16 protein-coding genes, 2 tRNA genes and 1 other RNA gene are annotated in these 20,116 nt (G+C 39.7%); 16 read left to right on the top strand and 3 right to left on the bottom strand.

Annotated elements, in window-relative coordinates:
- Positions 1 to 16 precede the first annotated feature (16 nt).
- The 12 genes from BUB87_RS14840 to BUB87_RS00040 all read left to right on the top strand — a co-directional run bounded on the left by BUB87_RS14840 (position 17) and on the right by BUB87_RS00040 (position 11,796).
- On the top strand, positions 17 to 148 hold the full coding sequence (locus BUB87_RS14840; protein WP_268761521.1) for a hypothetical protein: 132 nt from the start codon (positions 17 to 19) through the stop codon (positions 146 to 148).
- Entirely contained in the window at positions 145 to 894 is a 750-nt protein-coding gene (gene recO, locus BUB87_RS00090; RefSeq protein ID WP_073341060.1) for a DNA repair protein RecO, read from the top strand. Before BUB87_RS14840 ends, recO begins: the two co-directional genes overlap by 4 nt.
- Position 895: 1 nt before the next feature.
- Positions 896 to 1,321, top strand: coding sequence for a DUF4342 domain-containing protein (locus BUB87_RS00085; RefSeq protein ID WP_073341274.1), 426 nt, complete (start codon positions 896 to 898; stop codon positions 1,319 to 1,321).
- Between the two features lie 125 nt (positions 1,322 to 1,446).
- On the top strand, positions 1,447 to 2,820 hold the full coding sequence (locus BUB87_RS00080) for a glycine--tRNA ligase (RefSeq protein ID WP_073341273.1): 1,374 nt from the start codon (positions 1,447 to 1,449) through the stop codon (positions 2,818 to 2,820).
- Positions 2,821 to 2,914: 94 nt separating this feature from the next.
- On the top strand, positions 2,915 to 3,913 hold the full coding sequence (locus tag BUB87_RS00075) for a deoxyguanosinetriphosphate triphosphohydrolase (RefSeq protein ID WP_073341059.1): 999 nt from the start codon (positions 2,915 to 2,917) through the stop codon (positions 3,911 to 3,913).
- 57 nt (positions 3,914 to 3,970) lie between these two features.
- Entirely contained in the window at positions 3,971 to 5,791 is a 1,821-nt protein-coding gene (gene dnaG, locus BUB87_RS00070; RefSeq protein WP_073341058.1) for a DNA primase, read from the top strand.
- A complete protein-coding gene (rpoD, locus tag BUB87_RS00065) occupies positions 5,784 to 6,917 on the top strand; it encodes an RNA polymerase sigma factor RpoD (protein WP_073341057.1) in 1,134 nt (377 codons plus the stop codon). The genes dnaG and rpoD overlap by 8 nt, the downstream gene beginning before the upstream one ends.
- Positions 6,918 to 7,022: 105 nt before the next feature.
- Positions 7,023 to 7,097: transfer RNA gene (locus tag BUB87_RS00060), tRNA-Asn, on the top strand.
- Between the two features lie 3 nt (positions 7,098 to 7,100).
- A tRNA-Ile gene (locus BUB87_RS00055) sits at positions 7,101 to 7,176 on the top strand.
- A 143-nt stretch (positions 7,177 to 7,319) separates the two neighbouring features.
- On the top strand, positions 7,320 to 9,956 hold the full coding sequence (ppdK, locus tag BUB87_RS00050) for a pyruvate, phosphate dikinase (RefSeq protein ID WP_073341056.1): 2,637 nt from the start codon (positions 7,320 to 7,322) through the stop codon (positions 9,954 to 9,956).
- 75 nt (positions 9,957 to 10,031) lie between these two features.
- Complete coding sequence (locus BUB87_RS00045) at positions 10,032 to 10,703, top strand: tRNA (adenine(22)-N(1))-methyltransferase (RefSeq protein ID WP_073341272.1); 672 nt, start codon at positions 10,032 to 10,034, stop codon at positions 10,701 to 10,703.
- Complete coding sequence (locus BUB87_RS00040) at positions 10,684 to 11,796, top strand: Nif3-like dinuclear metal center hexameric protein (protein ID WP_073341055.1); 1,113 nt, start codon at positions 10,684 to 10,686, stop codon at positions 11,794 to 11,796. The genes BUB87_RS00045 and BUB87_RS00040 overlap by 20 nt, the downstream gene beginning before the upstream one ends.
- Here the strand turns inward: BUB87_RS00040 and BUB87_RS00035 are convergent.
- Both BUB87_RS00035 and BUB87_RS00030 read right to left on the bottom strand, forming a co-directional pair.
- On the bottom strand, positions 11,786 to 12,070 hold the full coding sequence (locus BUB87_RS00035; RefSeq protein WP_159432338.1) for a hypothetical protein: 285 nt from the start codon (positions 12,068 to 12,070) through the stop codon (positions 11,786 to 11,788). The genes BUB87_RS00040 and BUB87_RS00035 overlap by 11 nt on opposite strands.
- Positions 12,071 to 12,083: 13 nt before the next feature.
- Positions 12,084 to 12,815, bottom strand: a complete 732-nt coding sequence (locus BUB87_RS00030; protein ID WP_073341053.1) for an oxygen-binding di-iron domain-containing protein — start codon at positions 12,813 to 12,815, stop codon at positions 12,084 to 12,086.
- Between the two features lie 215 nt (positions 12,816 to 13,030).
- Between BUB87_RS00030 and BUB87_RS00025 the strand changes: the two genes are divergently transcribed.
- From BUB87_RS00025 to BUB87_RS00010, 4 genes are all read left to right on the top strand, one after another.
- Positions 13,031 to 14,380 carry an amino acid permease gene (locus tag BUB87_RS00025; RefSeq protein WP_073341052.1) on the top strand — a complete coding sequence of 450 codons (1,350 nt, stop codon included), beginning with the start codon at positions 13,031 to 13,033 and terminating at the stop codon, positions 14,378 to 14,380.
- Between the two features lie 108 nt (positions 14,381 to 14,488).
- Entirely contained in the window at positions 14,489 to 17,017 is a 2,529-nt protein-coding gene (locus BUB87_RS00020; protein ID WP_073341051.1) for a glycoside hydrolase family 38 N-terminal domain-containing protein, read from the top strand.
- 67 nt (positions 17,018 to 17,084) lie between these two features.
- Positions 17,085 to 17,420, top strand: an RNA gene (gene rnpB, locus BUB87_RS00015) — RNase P RNA component class A.
- 84 nt (positions 17,421 to 17,504) lie between these two features.
- Positions 17,505 to 18,581, top strand: a complete 1,077-nt coding sequence (locus BUB87_RS00010) for a hypothetical protein (protein WP_073341271.1) — start codon at positions 17,505 to 17,507, stop codon at positions 18,579 to 18,581.
- A gap of 123 nt (positions 18,582 to 18,704) precedes the next feature.
- On the opposite strand, the gene BUB87_RS00005 is transcribed toward BUB87_RS00010, so the two are convergent.
- The gene (locus tag BUB87_RS00005) at positions 18,705 to 19,793 is read right to left on the bottom strand and encodes a Gfo/Idh/MocA family protein (RefSeq protein ID WP_200792725.1); all 1,089 of its coding nucleotides are present in this window, start codon (positions 19,791 to 19,793) and stop codon (positions 18,705 to 18,707) included.
- Positions 19,794 to 20,116: the final 323 nt, after the last annotated feature.

Genomic DNA, 20,116 nt, shown 5'->3' with positions numbered 1-20,116 from the left:
GGGGCCATTGTGCATTATGAATGAATTGCTGTGGCAGTTGTTCAAGAAGACGGGCGATATCCGGGTATTTATACTTTACAAAAACCTGGAAAAAATCTATTATTATAAACTAAAGGAAAAAGGTTTTCATCAAAAGGCAAAGTTATGAAAAGATTTCTAAAGACGCAGGCTGTCGTCATCAGGTGCGAGGATTTTGGTGAAGCCGACAGGTTGGTTACCCTGCTGTCAGGGCATTACGGATTGATAAGGGCCATTGTCAAAGGGGCTAGAAAGATCAAGAGTAAATTGGCTTCAGGTACTCAATTTTTGTCTGTAGGGTATTATAACCTTTATCACGGCAAAACCTTTTATACGGTGACGCAGTGTGAAGCTGTAAGAGTTTTTAAAAGCATTTTTGACGATATAAATAAATTCATGTACGCCAGTGTTATTGCTGAACTAGCATCGTATATCGCGACAGAAGGTGAAGCCAGTTATTCTCTCTATAACCTGGTTTTAAAAGCATTATATGAACTTGACGATTGTGAAGGAAATTGTGAGAACTATGTCATATATTTTATGCTGGAGGCCCTCAAAATAGCGGGCTTTAAGCCTGAGGTGGATGTGTGTGTTCGCTGTAGAGTGCCTATTGATGCTCCAGAATATTTCAGTATAAGCGATGGAGGTATAATTTGTCCCGATTGCATGCATAATAAATTACACATATACAGGTTAAATCCAGAGATAGCAGCTGTATTAAAGTATATGCTTACAGCAGATATAAAGGGCGTTAAGGGTCTTGTTTTAAGCAAAAGCTCGCGATATCAAATAAAAAAATTATTGGCAGCGTTTGTAAGTTATCATTTTGAAAAGGAAATAAAATCGCTACAATTTGTGGAGAAAGAGAGTGTTTGATATGGATGTAAGGCTGGAGGATATTGATGTCGTCAGGGAAAGAACAGGAGTAAGCTATAGCAAAGCAAAAGAGGCTTTAGAACAGGCCAATGGCAGTGTTGTGGATGCCATAATATTTATAGAAAAAGAACAGGAAAAGCAAGAAGGTGTATGGACAGAAAATATAAACGTAAAAGGGTCTGAACTGCTAGAAAAAGTTAAAGATATTATAAAAAAAGGTAATGCTACTAAGATAAGGGTTAAGAAAGGCGAGAAGGTTATTGTGGATATACCCATAACAGTTGGTGTTGTGACGACTATATTCTTTCCATATCTGACTTTATTAGCATCTATCATTGCTCTGGCAGCAGAGTATACACTGCAGATAGAGCATCCTGTTCAGGATACGACAGGTGTTTCAAATAGCGATATTGAAAATAAGCATTAAAAAGCAAGCGGCTTTCAAAAGACAAAAGCCGCTTGCTTTTATCGTGCATGACATGCTATAATAAAAAACAATGTATTTTGTATATAGAAGCTTAAGGAGGAGGACCAGTGAGTGCGATAAAATCGATGGATAAGCTAGTAGCGCTGTGCAAGTCCAGAGGCTTTGTATATCAGGGCTCGGAGATATATGGAGGTCTTGCCAACTCATGGGATTACGGGCCGCTTGGCGTTGAGCTTAAAAACAATATAAAAAAAGCCTGGTGGAAAAAATTTATACAGGAAAGCACTTATAATGTAGGAATAGACTCGGCTATTCTCATGAATCCAATGGTATGGGTTGCATCTGGACATGTGGGTGGTTTTAGTGATCCCCTTATTGATTGTAAGGATTGCAAAGTGAGGTTTAGAGCTGACAAGCTCATTGAAGATTATTTGAAGGCCAAAGGTATAGAAGGGGTTGTCGTTGATGGTTGGACCAATGAAAAGATGATGGAATACATAAGAGAAAACAACATACCGTGTCCTAACTGCGGGTCTACTAATTTCACGGACATAAGAAAATTTAATCTCATGTTCAAGACGTATCAAGGTGTTACAGAAGATTCAAAGTCCGAGATATATTTAAGGCCTGAAACCGCTCAGGGCATATTTGTCAATTTTAAAAATGTACAGAGGACGTCGAGAAAAAAGATACCATTTGGCATAGGCCAGATAGGCAAGTCTTTCAGAAACGAGATAACTCCCGGCAATTTTATATTCAGGACTAGGGAATTTGAACAGATGGAGCTTGAATTTTTCTGCAAACCTGGAGAGGACCTAATCTGGTTTGACTACTGGAAGAAATTCTGTTATGACTGGCTGTTATCTTTGGGTTTAAAGAAAGAGAACATAAGGTTCAGAGATCACTCTAAAGAGGAGCTTTCACACTACAGCAATGCCACTACAGATATTGAATATCTTTTCCCCTTTGGATGGGGTGAACTGTGGGGCATTGCCGATAGGACGGATTTTGACCTCAAGCAGCACATGAAATACTCTGGAGAAGATCTGTCTTATATGGATCCTGTTACCAACGAAAAATATGTGCCGTACTGCATTGAACCATCTGTAGGCGTTGATCGATTGGCTATGGCATTTTTAGTAGATGCTTACGAGGAGGAGCAGCTGGAAGGCGGCGATACAAGAGTTGTATTGAGGCTTCACTACGCGTTAGCGCCTATTAAAGTAGCTGTATTGCCGCTGGTTAAAAAGCTCAGCGAAGAGGCTTTTAAGGTATACGATGAGCTTAAAAAGTGGTATATGGTGGACTTTGATGAAACGGGCAGCATAGGAAAAAGATATCGAAGGCAGGACGAGATAGGGACGCCTTTCTGCGTCACCATAGATTTTGAGTCATTAAATGATCATTGCGTTACTGTCAGAGACCGGGATAGCATGCAGCAGGTAAGGATACCCATTGACCAGCTTAAAAGGTATTTTGATGAAAAATTATCATTTTAGCAAAAAATAAACCCATATATGGGTTTATTTTTTTTAGGTGCAGGAAAAATCATATGCGTGTAGAATAAGTATATTTAAGAAGGAGAAGATGCTTATGAACATAAGAGAGAGAACAGAAGAGATTGAAAGCATGATTTTATCTCCTTATGCCGTATTAAGCAGCAAGACAAAAGGGAGGCTAAAGGATGAGCCAAAGTGTGATATAAGAACAGAATTTCAGAGGGATAGAGATAGGATAATACATAGTAAAGCATTCAGGAGACTAAAGCACAAGACACAGGTGTTCATATCGCCATTAGGCGATCACTACAGGACGAGGTTGACACATACACTGGAAGTAGCCCAGATTGCAAGGACTATTGCGAGAGGTTTAAGGTTAAACGAAGATCTAACAGAAGCGATAGCACTTGGCCACGATTTAGGGCACACCCCTTTTGGCCACGCTGGTGAAGCTGTTTTAAACGAGATTATGCCCGATGGTTTCAGGCACAATGAACAAAGCCTTAGGGTGGTCGATATCCTAGAGCGAGAAGGAGGACTAAACCTGACGTGGGAGGTAAGAGATGGGATATTAAACCACACGAGAAAAAATACTCCTGCTACTCTTGAAGGCAAAATCATACAGTGGGCGGATAGGATAGCTTATATAAACCACGATATAGACGATGCTATAAGAGCAGGTATACTAGATGTCAACGATTTACCTTGGGAGACCACTCACATATTGGGCTTAACCCATAGTGAAAGGATAAATAACATAGTTGTTGATATTATAAACAATAGTATTGACAAAGATGATATAATAGTAAGTGAGACTATAAGACACGCATTGGATGTGTCATGGAATTATATGTATAATAATATATACGTAGGGTCAGAACCCAAAAAGGAAGAAGAAAAGGCGAAAAATCTACTCAGAGAACTCTTTTTTTACTTTGAAAAGCGACCTGAATTGATGCCACCTGAATATATAGACTTAATTGACAGATATTCACTCAAAAGAGCTGTGTGCGATTATATCGCTGGCATGACTGATCAGTACGCTATCCAGATGTTTAGAAAAATTTTTATACCGGATTCATGGAAAAAATGAAGGAATTTTAAAGGATATGTCGAATTATAATTTATTAGGCGTAAAGGTGATAGCCATATGGCTAAGATTTCACAGGATACAATTCGTAACGTTATAGAAAGCAATGATATTGTCGACATCGTTTCAAATTATGTGCAATTAAAAAGAGCAGGAAAAGAGTACAGGGGGTTGTGTCCTTTTCACAGTGAAAAGACGCCGTCGTTTTATGTCGACGGTGAAAGACAGGTTTATTACTGCTTTGGGTGCCATAGCGGTGGGAATGTTATAAGTTTTATAATGAACATTGAAAGTTTAAATTTTATTGATGCTGTGAAATTCCTTGCAAATAAAGCAGGTATAGCAATCAAAGAAGACCAGGTGAATGATCAAAGGAGTATACTATATGAGATAAACAGGGAAGCTGCCAGATTTTATTATGAAAATTTAAAAAGTAAGCGGGGCGTAATTGCATATAATTATTTGAAAAATAGAGGTATTGAAGATAAGACCATTGTTAAATTTGGACTTGGTTATTCGCAGAAGGCGTGGGATGGCTTGCTAAATCATTTAAGCAAAAAAGGATATAAAGTACAGGATATAGAAAGGGCAGGTTTAATTATAAAAGGCAAAGACGGGGCCAGCTATTATGACAGGTATAGAAACAGGATCATGTTTCCCATCATTGACAGCAGGAATAACATCATAGGTTTTGGTGCCAGGTCTATTGATGAGACCATGCCTAAGTACCTCAATTCGCCGGAGACGGAGATATTCAATAAAAGCTCTGTATTATATGCATTGAACTTTGCCAAAAAGAGCAGATCAAATCATTTTATTATAGTGGAAGGGTATATGGATGCCATATCTCTTCATCAGGCAGGCATTGATTACGCGGTGGCTTCATTGGGGACAGCCTTGACCCCAAAGCATGTAGAGCTTATGAAAAGATATAAAAATAGCGTGATTATAGCATATGATGCCGATGCAGCGGGAAAAATGGCAACAGATCGCGGTCTGGACCTATTAGAAAAGACTCATCTTGATATAAAAGTACTTGAGATACCCTCAGGTAAAGACCCGGACGAGTTTATAAGATCTGCGGGAGTACAGGCTTTTAAAGAAGCTGAGAATGCTGCTGTGCCTTTTGTCCAATACAGGTTAAAAAAGGCACAAGACGGGCTTAATTTGGACAACCCAGAAGAAAAAGCTATCTTTGTCAATAGAGCTTCAGATGTATTAGCAGATGTAACTGATGAGGTAAGGTTGAATTCATATATTAAATACGTGTCGGAATTGACAGGAATTGAAGAACCTATTATTAAAGCACATATCATAAAAAAAGTCAAGAGTAAAAATCAACAAAATAAGAATATCGAGTATATAAGTGGCAATAACAGGCATAATATAAATTATGAAAATAACGATGTTGACGATAAGACAAGAGTACCATTGATAGACGAGACGGAGCGAAAAGTATTGGCTGTATTGACAAACAGCCGGGAATTGCGTGAAAAATACATTTATTCATTAGAGGAGGATTTATTCAAATATCCTTTCAGTCAGAAGTTGCTGGTGTGGTTGAGGGATGTAACGTTACGGAATGAAAACATAGATGTGGCTGAACTAATGAGTAAATATGAGGAAGATGAAGAAATAGAGGAAGTAGGTAAGATTTTATCGATGCAATTGCCGCAAGAGCCTGAGAACACATTAATAGAAGGATTGCTGACATTGAAGAGAGAAAAGTTAAAAAGAGCAATATCAGAGCTTACTGTTAATATAAACCAGAGTAAAGACATAAATATTATTAAAAAGTTACAGCAGGAGGTTATGGAGATAAAAAAGGAATTGTTTAATTTAAGCATTAAAAAGTCGGAAAGGAGGGGACAAAATGGCTAAAAATGAGGCAAATAAAGCAAACAATAAAATAATGCAAGTAAAGAAATTAATACAAGCTGGAAAAGAAAAAGGCTCGTTGACATATCAAGAAATAATGGACACATTAGAAGACGTAGACATCGATGCCGATCAGATAGAAAAATTTTATGAAACATTAGAAACTATGGGCATAGAGATTGTTGGTGATCATCCCCTGGATGAAGTTGAAAAAGATGGTATAGAAAATATAGATGATGTAATTGATATAAATGATGTAGATGAAGATATCGACATGGATTTATCCATCCCTGATAATGTAAATATAGATGATCCTGTGAGAATGTATTTGAAAGAGATTGGAAAGATACCTCTATTGACTCCAGAAGAGGAGATAGAGTTAGCCAAGAGGATAGAAAAAGGCGATGAAGAAGCTAAAAAAAGATTGACAGAAGCGAATCTAAGATTGGTTGTATCAATAGCTAAAAAATATGTAGGCAGAGGAATGCTATTTCTAGATCTTATACAGGAAGGGAATTTAGGTCTTCTAAAAGCGGTTGAGAAATTTGATTATCGAAAGGGGTATAAGTTCAGCACCTACGCTACATGGTGGATAAGGCAGGCTATAACCAGAGCTATTGCTGATCAGGCAAGGACTATAAGGATACCTGTGCATATGGTTGAAACGATTAACAAGCTTATAAGAGTATCCAGACAGCTGTTACAACAATTAGGTCGAGAGCCTTCGGCAGAAGAAATAGCAAAAGAAATGGATATGTCTGTCGATAAAGTCAGAGAGATAATGAAGATAGCTCAAGAGCCTGTATCTTTAGAGACACCTATAGGCGAAGAAGAGGATAGTCACCTGGGAGATTTTATACCTGATGATGATATTCCGGCACCCGCGGAAGCAGCGGCGTTTACCCTGTTAAAAGAGCAGCTTATGGAAGTGCTTGATACCTTGACGCCTAGAGAAGAAAAAGTATTGAGATTGAGGTTTGGCCTCGATGATGGTAGGGCCAGGACCCTTGAAGAGGTAGGCAAAGAATTTAACGTTACCCGTGAGAGAATAAGGCAGATAGAAGCCAAGGCCCTTCGAAAACTGCGCCATCCCAGCAGAAGCAAGAAGTTAAAAGATTTTCTGGAATAGCCGGCATTATCCTCTCCATTTTGGAGAGATTTTGCTGGTTTTTTTATTTGCTAGTATTGACAAAGCAATTAAGAGTATGTATAATATAAATTGTGAGCTGAAAATTCCTCAGTAGCTCAATGGTGGAGCAACCGGCTGTTAACCGGTAGGTTGTAGGTTCGAGTCCTACCTGGGGAGCCAAAAGGGCCTTTAGCTCAGCTGGTAGAGCAACCGGCTCATAACCGGTCGGTCCGGGGTTCGAGTCCCTGAAGGCCCACCACTACATAAAAGCACATTTACAGATGTGCTTTTTTTGTATACTTTTATGCTCTTGTAAAAACAAAATTAATGTAGTATAATTAGAGGCGTTGAGGTATCAATCTTAAAAGTAAGCTATACATAGTAGGAGAAAGGAGTTTACATATGACGAAAAAGTACGTGTATTTCTTTAACGAAGGCCGTGCTGATATGAGAAACCTTCTGGGAGGCAAAGGAGCTAACCTTGCTGAGATGACAAATCTCGGTTTGCCTGTACCTCCAGGGTTTACTGTTACTACAGAAGCCTGTACCAGGTACTATGAAGATGGCGAAACGATTGCACCTGAAATCGTAGAACAGATCTACGATAAACTGGCTCAACTGGAAAAGGTTATGAATAAGACCTTTGGGGACACAGAAAATCCGTTGCTGGTGTCTGTTCGTTCAGGGGCCAGGGTTTCGATGCCTGGTATGATGGATACAATCTTAAACCTTGGGTTAAATGATCAGTCAGTTCTGGGCCTTGCTAAGAGCACCAACAATGAACGCTTTGCATATGACAGCTATAGAAGGTTCATTCAGATGTTTTCAGATGTCGTAAAAGGCATCGACAAGAATAAGTTTGAAGCAATTCTTGATGCTGTCAAAGAAGAGAATGGTGCCAAATATGATACTGATTTGACTGCTGAAAACTTAAAAGAAGTTGTAAAGAGGTATAAAGAGCTTTATAAAAAAGAGATGGGAGTGGAATTCCCACAAGATCCCAGAGAGCAGCTTATGGAAGCTGTAAAAGCTGTTTTCAGATCCTGGAACAACCCCAGAGCTATTGTGTACAGAAAAATGAATGATATACCCAGCGATTGGGGTACTGCTGTAAACGTCCAGGCCATGGTGTTTGGTAACATGGGCAACGATTCCGGAACAGGCGTTGCTTTCACAAGGAATCCGTCAACAGGAGAAAAGGTTTTGTTTGGCGAATTCTTAATGAATGCACAGGGCGAAGATGTAGTGGCAGGTATCAGGACTCCCCAGCCCATATCACAGCTTAAGGAAACACTTCCAGAAGTATACGATCAATTTGTCCAGATAGCAGAGAAATTAGAGAAGCATTATAAAGATATGCAGGATATGGAGTTTACAGTAGAAAGAGGTAAACTCTACATGCTGCAGACCAGAAACGGCAAAAGGACGGCTGTAGCTGCCCTTAAAATAGCTGTTGATCTGGTGAATGAAGGGCTTATAGACAAAGAAGAAGCAGTATTGAGGGTTGATCCCAAACAGTTAGATCAACTGTTGCATCCAACGTTTGATGCTAAAGCATTAAAAGAGGCCAAACCTATAGCTAAAGGGTTACCTGTGTCTCCAGGTGCTGCAACGGGTAGGATATACTTTACGGCAGAAGATGCAGTAGCTCATGCCAAAGCCGGTGAGAAGACCATACTGGTAAGGCTTGAGACATCGCCTGAGGATATCGAGGGTATGTATGCGTCACAGGGTATTCTTACAGGACGCGGTGGTATGACATCCCATGCTGCAGTTGTTGCAAGAGGAATGGGTCGCTGCTGCGTTGCAGGCTGTGGTGAGATCACCATAAACGAGGAAGGAAAGTATTTTACAGTTGGTGGCAAGACATATAGAGAAGGTGACTGGATATCATTGGATGGCAGCACCGGTTATGTATACGGTGAACAATTGCCCACAGTTGAGCCTACAGTTACAGGCAACTTTGCTACGCTGATGAGCTGGGCTGATGAAGTGAGGAAGCTTAAGGTAAGGACCAATGCCGATACACCGAGAGATGCTGCCACAGCAGTAAAATTTGGCGCAGAAGGTATAGGATTGTGCCGCACCGAGCATATGTTCTTCGATGAGGACAGGATCCCTGCCATGAGGGAGATGATCGTTTCTAAGACTGAAGAGCAGAGGAGAAAAGCACTGGCAAAATTGTTGCCTATGCAGAAAAATGACTTTAAGCAGTTATACGAAGCCATGGGCAGCCATCCTGTTACCATAAGGCTTATAGATCCTCCATTGCACGAATTTGTTCCCCATGAAGACGAGGACATTGCGGCACTGGCTAAAGAAATGGGCTTGACTTTTGAAGAACTCAAAGCTACGGTAGAAAGCCTGAAAGAGTTTAACCCGATGTTAGGCCATAGAGGCTGCCGTCTTGCGGTGACATATCCTGAAATAGCAGAAATGCAGACAAGGGCTATAATGGAAGCGGCTATAGAGGTTAAGCAGGAAAAAGGCATAGAGATAGAAGCAGAGATAATGGTGCCTCTGGTAGGAGATATTAAAGAGCTCAAATATGTAAAAGATATCATAGTAAGAGTAGCAGAAGAGGTTATAAAAGAAAAGGGCGTCAGGGTTGAGTACCATGTAGGTACCATGATTGAGGTTCCTAGAGCGGCTCTGACGGCGGACAAGATCGCTCAAGAAGCAGAGTTCTTCTCCTTTGGAACCAACGACCTCACGCAGATGACCTTTGGGTTCTCGCGTGACGATGCCGGCAAGTTCCTCAACGATTACTATGACAAGAAGATCTACGAATTTGATCCGTTTGCAAAGGTGGATCAAGAGGGCGTCGGCAAACTCATGAAGATGGCTGTAGAATTAGGCAAAGCCACAAGACCTGATATCAGGCTTGGCATATGCGGTGAGCACGGCGGTGATCCCAGCACCATCGAGTTCTGCCACAATATAGGTCTTGATTATGTATCCTGCTCACCCTACAGGGTGCCTATTGCCAGATTGGCTGCGGCACAGGCAGCTGTAAAGGCTAAGAGAGCTGCAAAATAATTGTGAACGTAAAATAGGTGTATGGAGAGGTCGATGACCTCTCCATATATTTTTATAAGGAGCGGCATAGATGACATGAAGTTAAAATTGGGTAAAAGGTTAAAGGCTATTGTGGATATGGTAGATAGATGTGGAGTAGCTGCGGAAATAGGGACGGATCATGGCAAAATTCCGGTGTATCTGGTGGAAAATGCCATAGTTCAAAAGGTTGTAGCCAGTGATATAAGCGGGCCGTCACTGGAAAAAGCTATAAGATTGGCAGAAAAGGCAGGGGTACAGGAAGCTGTAGATTTTAGGCTTGGGGATGGGCTTAAAGTATTGAGGCCGGGAGAAGCCGATACTATAATAATAGCGGGTATGGGCGGAGACCTTACCGTTCATATGCTGGTAGAAGGAAAGGACATAGTAGGTGATGCTGTACTGGTATTACAGCCTATGAAAGACGATAGCTTACTTAGAAGATGTCTTATAGAATTGGGATATTGTATAGTAGATGAAGATTTGGCTGAAGAGAGGGATAAAATATATACTATTATAAAAGCGAAGAAAGGCCATATGAATATCAAAGAGAATATATTTTTGGAGATAGGGCCGATTTTGTATAGAAAAAGGCACCCGCTTTTGTGGCGCTATATAGATTATAAAATAGGTTTGATGAAAGATATACTGAGGCAAAAAGAAGACGTAGACCTGGCGTATAAAATTCGAGAGATGGAGGCGATGTTAAATGAACTTAAAATGTCATGACGTTATAAAGATCATCGAAGAACTGGCCCCTAAAGTTCTGGCTTTAGAAGGAGACAATGTAGGCCTTCAGATAGGCGATCCTGATAAAGAGGTTAGAAGAGTAATGGTTGCCCTTGACGCAGTACCAGCGGTGGTGTATGAAGCCATTGAAAAAAGAGTAGATATGCTCATAACTCATCACCCCTTTTTTTACCGACCGGCTAGAAATTTAAGGTACGATGTTCCGCAAGGTCATATTACTCAACTCCTTATAAAAAATGACATCGCTCTATACTCAGCTCATACAAACCTGGATTGTGCTATAGGGGGTGTAAATGACGTACTGTGTGATGTGCTTGAACTAAAAAATAGGGAGGTACTTGATAAAGGATATGAAGAAGGGCTTAAAAAAGTGGTGGTATTTGTACCAAAAGGGTATCTGGACGCAGTAAGGGACGCTATGAGTGAAGCGGGAGCGGGTCATATAGGCAATTACAGCCATTGTACCTTTGCCTGCGAGGGGATAGGGACCTTTAAGCCCCTTCAAGGGAGCAATCCCTTTATAGGCCAGGTTGGAAAGCTGGAAAAAGCGGAAGAATACCGCCTTGAAACCATTGTTCCCGAAAGCAGGCTTGATGCCGTAATCAAGGCAATGCTATCAGTACATCCCTATGAAGAAGTTGCCTATGATGTGTACCCCGAGGACATATCATATAAAATATATGGATTGGGCAGAATAGGCGAACTGGAGAAAGAAATGGATTTTTCAGAATTTGCCTGCTATGTCAAAAATAAATTAGCAGTTACATTTGTAAGAGCTATAGGCAAGAGAGATAAAAAGGTAAAGAAAGTAGCGGTATGCGGAGGCAATGGGACAAGTCTTATACAAAAGGCCATATCAAAAGGAGCAGATGTCATGGTTACAGGTGATGTGGGATATCATCAGGCCCAGGATGCGCTGGCAGCGGGATTTTCGATAATAGATGCAGGCCATTATGGTACAGAAAAGGTTGTCGTACCGTATTTAGCGGGTTATATAAGAAAAAAATTGCATCACGCCGATTTAGAGGTGATGCAATCAGAAATAGACATTGAGCCTTTTTCTATTTTCTAGTGAGGATTTCGGGCAGTTCGAGATTATATGCATTAGCTGCTTTTAAGACTGATATCTTGCAGCCGAGTACTGCCCATAAACCATATCTTTTTCCAAATTGATCTAATAAATCATTCAATATGGTTTTGCCATCGCCGGCGATAGATTGGACATTTCCGTCTTCGTCGGCTATTATGTTGAAGTCATTAAGCACGGCAAAGGTTTTATCTTTACCTAGAATGCCCAATTCTCTTTTTATTACCATTTCTATTAAATCCTTGTATGTTCCCATCATACCACGACCTTTCTTAATAATACATGTAGTCGCCAGGATCTAATTCTTTAAGGGCATCTATGTATTTTTGTATGTCTTTATCGATTATAGAGCCGTGCTGGGGACATATCATCTTGATGTCCAGCTGTTCGATCTTTTCCATAGCTCTATTGAGGATTTCCTTGGAAGGCATGTAGTTTTCATGAAAAGCTTTCATGGCCTCTATATAATATTTGTTTGCAAAAAGGTTCCAGTCGTAAGAAAACGCGCCGAATATATCACCTGAAAACAGAATTTTGCTTTTTTCATCATAGGTTACGAACATCCCTGGGAAATGGCAGTAAGGCGTGAAAATAAACCTCAAAGTCCTGCCGCTTTTTAGTGTCAACTTCCACTCATTTTGATCCACGTAATAAAAAGGCGCTTTAAAGCCATAATGAGCCATGAGTATAGCAGCTCTGGAATGAGTTACCACTTTGAGATCCTTTCTGTTTATAACTTCCTCAAATTTTGGGATGGAAGCGCAAAGATCTGGATCTTGATGGGACTCTAAAATGTAATTTATCCTCCTTATGTCGATGATGGATACTACTTTGTTCAATACGATAGGATAGTGGGGAACCGATCCTGGTTCTATAAAAACCACGTCTTCGCCGTCGTCGATTATGTACGGATTGCAGTGCAAACTGGCTGATTCATCAAAATACCCAACCCAATATATGCCTTCGTCTAATTTAACAGCTTTGTCCACATCGTATCCTTCCATTTCTACCTCTCCTTTCCCTCTGTTTTAAATAAATCATATCATGACTTCACTGGAAAAAGTATCAAATATACAATCAACGATGTTATCACAATAAAAATTATACCATTAGTTTATGTAATATACAATATATATTAGGAGAAAATTAATATTCATATGGTTCTCATTTGCATAAATTATATATTATAGTAGATGATATATTGTGGAGGTATTAATAGATGGAACGGGGAAAAATTTCTACAAACAAATTGACCATGTTGAGCGTTGGCGGTATTATTGGCGCTGGATTCTTTTTGGCCAGTGGTATTGCTATAAAGGAAGCAGGGCCTGCTATATTGATAAACACACTTATAAGTGTTTTTTTAATGTATACTGTTTTTCAGGCATTGGTAGAAATGATCACGGCCCAGCCTGTTGCAGGCTCATTCAGGGTTTATGCTCAGGAAGTTCTTGGAAATAGATATGGATTTATGAGCGGATGGCTATACTGGGTAGCAGGTGTTTTGGTGATGTCCAGTGAGGTTACTGCATCAGCTATATTTACCAGGTACTGGTTTCCTGCAATTCCTTTATGGGTGTTTACTTTGATGTATTCTGTGTTAATAGTAGGGGTAAATCTTATGGGGATTGAGGATTTCAGCCTCATTGAATCTATTTTTTCCGTTATAAAGGTGTTGGCTTTGATGTTTATAATTATTGCAGGGATAGTATTGCTTATTATGCTATCACCTAAAAGGCCTGATATCGGGTTTGAAAACTACGTAAAATTTGGCGGCTTTTTTCCCAACGGTATAAAAGGCATGTACGGCGCCATGCTCATGTCCCTTTTGTCGTTTGCAGGTATAGAAGTGACAGCAATGGCGGCCAATCAAGCCAGATCCGAGAGGACCATAAAAAACACCTTGAGAAATGTAATAGCATTGCTCACTATCCTTTATACAGGTTCTTTTGTGGTACTTTTAGCACTGACCCCATGGAAATTAATAAGTGTGAAAATAAGCCCATTTGTAAAGCTTTTTGATTTTGTCAAAATTCCATATGCTGACTCTATACTCAATTTTATAATATTAACTGCGGCACTTACTACCATGAACGCTGCTATGTACGCAGTAACACAGGTACTCTTTTCTCTAGGGCAAGGGGAATTTGCCCCTACGCTATTGGCGAAAGAAAACAAGCGTGGAATACCTATATATGCTCTTATGGCCACATCAATGGGATTGATAATAGCGATAACATTATCATATATCCTGCCAAAGGCAGTTTATGAGTATATAACCAGTTCTGCAGGCATTATACAGTTCAGCAACTGGATTATAATACTCCTGACACATATAAAATTTAGAAAGTACATCGACAAAAAAGGTATGAAGGATAAGTTAACTTTTAAAGCGAAGGGATATCCGCTTTTGTCCTGGATAGGCCTGATAGGTGTGTTGCTTGTAATATTGTCATCGCTGGTGGTACCTAAAGAGAGGATAGGCTTTATTGTGGGAATTGTGATTATATTATTTCTTTTCATTTTTTACAGTGTAGCCAAAAGAATAAATCTGTTTGAGAGGTGGTGATCTCAATATAAAATACAAAGGTGTTGTAAGAGAGAAGAAGGAATTTTATAGCTTATATAGAAATAATTCAAAAATTTAAAACAAACATTAAGTCTAGGGGGATTTAATATGGGGAATAAAAGTAATATTTTTGTATTGCATTCATCCCATCTTGATTTGTATTGGATCGGCGAGCAAGCGGACTGTTTGGAAATTGGCTCTAAAATAATCGACGATGCAGTAACATCTGCTGCTGCTAACGAAAATATGCATTTTTTAATTGAGACTGTAAGATTTTTAGAGTATTATATTGACAGGCACCCAGATAAAAAGGATATTGTAAGAAAATTGTTTTTAAATAGACAACTGGAGATAGGCGCTTGTTATACTGACAGACTCGAGAATACCCATGATGGCGAATCGCTGGTTAGAAATGTGACGTATGGCAAAAGAATTTTAAGTGAATTATTGGGAATTGATACCCAAATCACGGTACACTCTGATTTACCCGGATTGGCTGAACAATCTCCGCAAATATTTAAAAAGGCAGGAGTTAATTATTATCTTTTTTCACGTGGATTTAAATACGGAGCGAGATTTTATTGGAAAGGTCTGGATACAAGCAAAATAATTGCTTACAATTTTCCTGTTCATTATTCGTATTATAACATTGAAGGTGAAATAATACCCTATTTGAAAGAGATAAAAGAATCTATACTTGCTGAAGATATATTGATATCATGTTCAGCGGGCGATCTTGGAGACTTTAATACGTTTGTTTCGAAAGAAGATGGAAAGTGGCAAAGGGTTAATGTAGGAGACCTTTTGGAATATTTAAATAAAAAGTATAATGATTTAAACTTCAAAGTATCAAGCGCAGTCGATGTACTAAAAAATATGGATAATAGTTTGTTAGAAGTAAAAAGTGGGGAATTTCCTTCGCGATGGGGTCATAATGCATCGGCGCTTCATGTTAAGTTATATCAGCTTGATAAAAAAGTTACATCACAATTAATAGAGGCAGAGAAATATAGTGCTATATGCGAGCTTCTTAACATACCAGTTTTATATAGTGAGCCAAACAATCCTCTTAAACACAAAGGTGGTTCTGGAGGAAAAAGAAGATATTATGACTTAAAAATGGCGCCAGGAACTACCAAGGAATGGATAGATTATGCGTGGAGATTACAATTGGTAACGCAGGATCATAATTATGGTGGTGTTGGGGGAGCTCAAACAAATTTTGATAGAAATATGTATAAACAAACAGCACTTTATATTGCGAATAAAATTAAAGATTTGAGTTTAGAAAAACTTTGTTCAATTATTAAGGCTGAGAAAAATTCAGTTATCGTCTTTAACTCTATGAACTGGAAAAGATCAGATATAATTTATTTTGAGGCAAACGATTTAGATGATACGAAGCACTATGTTTTAAAAGATAACGAAAATAATGTGTATCCGATAGTAAATTTGAATCAACAATATTGTGCATACGTGGAGAATATTCCCTCTTTTGGTTACAAAGCGTTTAGGATAGAAGAGGGCCTCGGGACATCCATTGCCAATAGAGAAATATTTGAAAAAGACGATTTTATAATATTAAAAAATAAATATTATGAAATCTCAATAAATAAAATAGATGGTACATTCAATTATATAAAAGATCTTGAATTAGGGATAGATTTGACTAGAAATGAAGATTTTTTAGAAATAAATGCATTTTTGGATAATTCCGTTGGTGTGGCAGAAAGAGAAGTTAATAAAGAACTTTTAGATAGTTCCAGAAAGCATGTAAGAAGCGTTAGAATTATTGAAGACAATTGTCTTTGGACAAAAGTACTTATTGAAACAGAAATTTGCAATGCAAAGATTAGATTAGAAATCTCATTGATCCACGTGAAAAAACAGATAAGAATAAGACCAACGCTGTATTGGCCGGGCGTTCCAAATGTACAGATTAAAATGAAATTCAATTTTATAAATAACTTCAAAAAATTGTTTTATGCAGTTCCATATGGTGTACAGGAATACGGTAGATATTTAGCAGATTCAAAAATATTTGCACCTGACGAGATATCTGATGAGCTTTATATGCGCTATAGAGAGGTTCAAGGCTGGCTGTCACTAAACGGTGATAAAGCTTCCATCTCATTAAGTAGTGACCATTCTGCATTTGATATCAATTATAATGAGGTAAATGATTTAAGTGTAATCCTTTTAAGAGATGTAAGAAGTGGTGGGGATGAAGATGTTTGGTTTTTAAATGAGGGTGAGCTAAAGTGGGATTTTTCAATTTCATCATACATTGGCATGTGGAACGAAAATGAATCGTATAAAGACAGGTGGGAAATGCTATATCCATTAGAAGCAAAAATAAAGGTGAACGAGAATGATGGCGCTGTATTACCGTATGCAGGTTCATTTATCACAACAGAGGGAAATTGTATTTTGACGGTATTTAAAAAATCTGATTATTATAAAGATAATTATATTGTGAGAGTATTTAATACAACAGATAAGGAAAGTTTATTTAAGCTGAGCAGTAATATTACCTTGTTCAATATAAAACCATGTGATCTCAATGAAAAAGATAGCTCTGAAGCCGTTGATGTAATACATCCATATGAGATTAAGTCATTAAAATTATGGAAGTAATTCGTGATTGACATATACTAATATATGTGCTATTATATATGAGCTGATAGGAAATGAATATGATATGTGAGTAAGCCGGATGGTCGCGTGCTGTGCACGAGGAAAGTCCGGGCTCCAAAGGGCAGGGTGCTGGGTAATACCCAGTGGAGGTGACTCCAAGGAAAGTGCAACAGAGATATACCGCCGATGAGATGTCGGTAAGGGTGAAAAGGTGAGGTAAGAGCTCACCGACAGCCAGGCGACTGGTCTGTCCATGTAAACCCCACCTGGAGCAAGGCTAAGTATGGAGGCGATAAGGTGGCCCGCCGATGCCTCGGGGTAAGCCGCTAGAGGTGTCAGGCAACTGACATCCTAGATAAATGACCATCCAAGACAGAACCCGGCTTACAGGCTTACTCGCTTTAAAAAAAGACCTGCTTTTCAGCAGGTCTTTTTTGCTATTTGCCACCGAATAGAAAATAATCATGGATGGATTGGAGAGATACTTATGAAAGTTGGAGCTGCAAAGGCTGCAGCTACTGAATGGGTTATGCAGCATGCTAGTAAAGAGGAGTGGTTTCAGGGTGCGTATTTCAGTGGCTCAACTGTAGAAATGTCGAATGACGCTGAGTTGTCAACATCGTCCGATGTAGACATTGTGGTAGTCACTGCACTGGACGAACCCCCGCCTAAATTAGGAAAGTTCTTATATAATGGAGCTTTACTGGAGGTTACTTATCTATCCTGGAATCAGCTTTCTTCGGCGGAGAAAGTTTTAGCGAATTATCACTTGGCGGGCAGTTTTCGAGTGAATACAATCATTGCTGATCCTACAGGACGTTTGCGGCAGTTGCAATCACAGGTGTCTCAGCACTTTGCTGAAGAATTGTGGGTACGTAGGCGATGTGAGAATGTCATGAAAAAAATTGAGAATGGATTGAGGAGCATTGATACATCTGCACCATTTTACGATCAAGTGACATCATGGCTGTTTCCGACTGGTGTGACCACGCATGTTATTCTGGTGGCAGCACTTCGTAATCCCACCGTACGACGCCGCTACGTTGCTGCCCGTGAAGTACTTATGGAATATGGTCATTTAGATTTCTATTCAAATCTGCTTGAATTACTTGGGTGTACTCATATGACTCCGCAGCGTGTCGAAGAATATGTCGACGAGCTTGCCAGAACATTCGATGCTGCTGTGACTGTCGCAAAAACGCCATTCTTTTTCAGTACTGACATAACAACCATAGCACGACCCATTGCTATTGATGGAAGTCGTGAACTTATTCGAAGTGGTTATCATCACGAAGCAGTCTTTTGGATCGTAGCAACATTTGCGCGCTGCCATAAAATTTTGGCTGCAGATGCCCCATCCGATCTGCAGCGAGCATTTACTCCAGCTTTTGAAAATATAGTCGCCGATCTCGGTATTACCTCTACTGACGATATCATCTGCCGTAGCCAAGATGTCATCCGCTTTCTTCCCAGGTTGTGGGAAATTGCCGAGGATATCTTGCTCAAAAATCCCAATATTGTAACCAAGTATCAAGGACGCCAAGCAGTTCAAAAACCATACTAGTATTCATAAAATTCCCCCATTGTTATAAGTGTCGCACATAAAAAAATTCTGTGTTAAGTTTGTGTTGAAAAAAGAGAAGCCTTTATTTTTTATTTTGTTATGGCTTCTCTTTTTTTGTATTTATTAGATTTCAGGGATATTTATTTCCACCTCACGTCCGCTTTCTACAGATCTGATAATACCATCAATTATGGCCTGGTTGTAAAGTATTTCGCTGGTGGGTATGGGAGCCGGTCTGTTTTGCAGTATCGCATCTACAAAATCTCTGACCTTCTTTTCAAATATACTTGGCCCGTAATTTTGCTTGAGAGGTATTGCGGTTTCAGTATGCTGCCCTAATATATCCTGGTACAGGTATATTGGTCCTACACCGCCATCCCATGCGCCGCCCCATGGGCTTCCAAGTCCTGGAGATTTCACCTTTAAGCCAGCATTTTCGCCCAGGAAGATGGTATCGCCCATAGTATCCATGTGCATAGCCCAGGAAATCCTGAAATCTATAACTGTTCCGCCTTCCAGGCGTATAAATGCGGCGGCGAAGTCATCAACATTGAATTCTGACGCCTCAGGGTGATACTGGGGTTTTGTGCCAAAATAATTTGAGGCATAGGCCGACACGGTCAACGGCTTTGGATAACCGATGGCATTGAGTACCATATCCAAAGAATAGCAACCGATATCCGCCAGTGCTCCTACTCCAGCGGTTTCTTTCCTTATGAAAGTGCCGCCGGGCATACCCCTACGTCGCCCACCACCTGTGGAGATGTAGTATACTTTGCCCAGGATCCCCGATTGAACGATCTGCTTTATCATCTGCATATTGACGTCATATCTGGGCTGAAAACCTATTGTGAGAATCTTTCCTGATTTTTTTTCAGCCCTTACCATTTCAACAGCTTCATCTAAAGTGACGGACATGGGTTTTTCACAGAGAACGTGCTTGCCCGAATTGAGGGCGTCTATGGTACATACGGCGTGAGTTGTATTGTATGTACATACGCTTACGGCATCCAGATCCAGTTCAAGTAGGTCCCTGTGGTTCTCGAAGGCCTTGGCCTCTGTTAAACCGTGGCGGTCCAAAAACGCTCTGGCTTTTCCAGGTACTATGTCTGCACCTGCCACCACTTCCACTTCAGGAATGTTCTTGTAAGCGTTAACATGAGCATTGGCGATGCCGCCTGTCCCTATTATACCTATGCGTAATTTTCTCATCACCTAATCCCCCTCGTATAATATGATTTGTAATCAACCAAAAAGGTCGACCTTTAACAAGATTAATAAAGATCTTTGATATTTAAATATTGTTTCTTTAAATTTCACCATGATTAAATCTATCAAGTGCCACTTGATACTTATGCATACATCGCATAGCTACTACCCATGTTTGGGAAGATGGGTTGTCAAGCCCGAACGCAGTGAGTTCATTTTAGGCTTGACTACTCATCGACCAAACATATAATCCTCTCTGCGATGTATGCTCGATTGCTGCATTTTGTATTGTAGTACACGTATTCCCTCTTTCTTCTTCAGGTTGT

It is taken from the genome of Caldanaerobius fijiensis DSM 17918 (assembly GCF_900129075.1).
In the GTDB taxonomy this organism is placed as follows: domain Bacteria; phylum Bacillota; class Thermoanaerobacteria; order Thermoanaerobacterales; family Caldanaerobiaceae; genus Caldanaerobius; species Caldanaerobius fijiensis.
The sequence above is the reverse complement of the archived record's forward strand: the minus strand, read 5'-3'. Positions and strand labels throughout refer to the sequence as shown.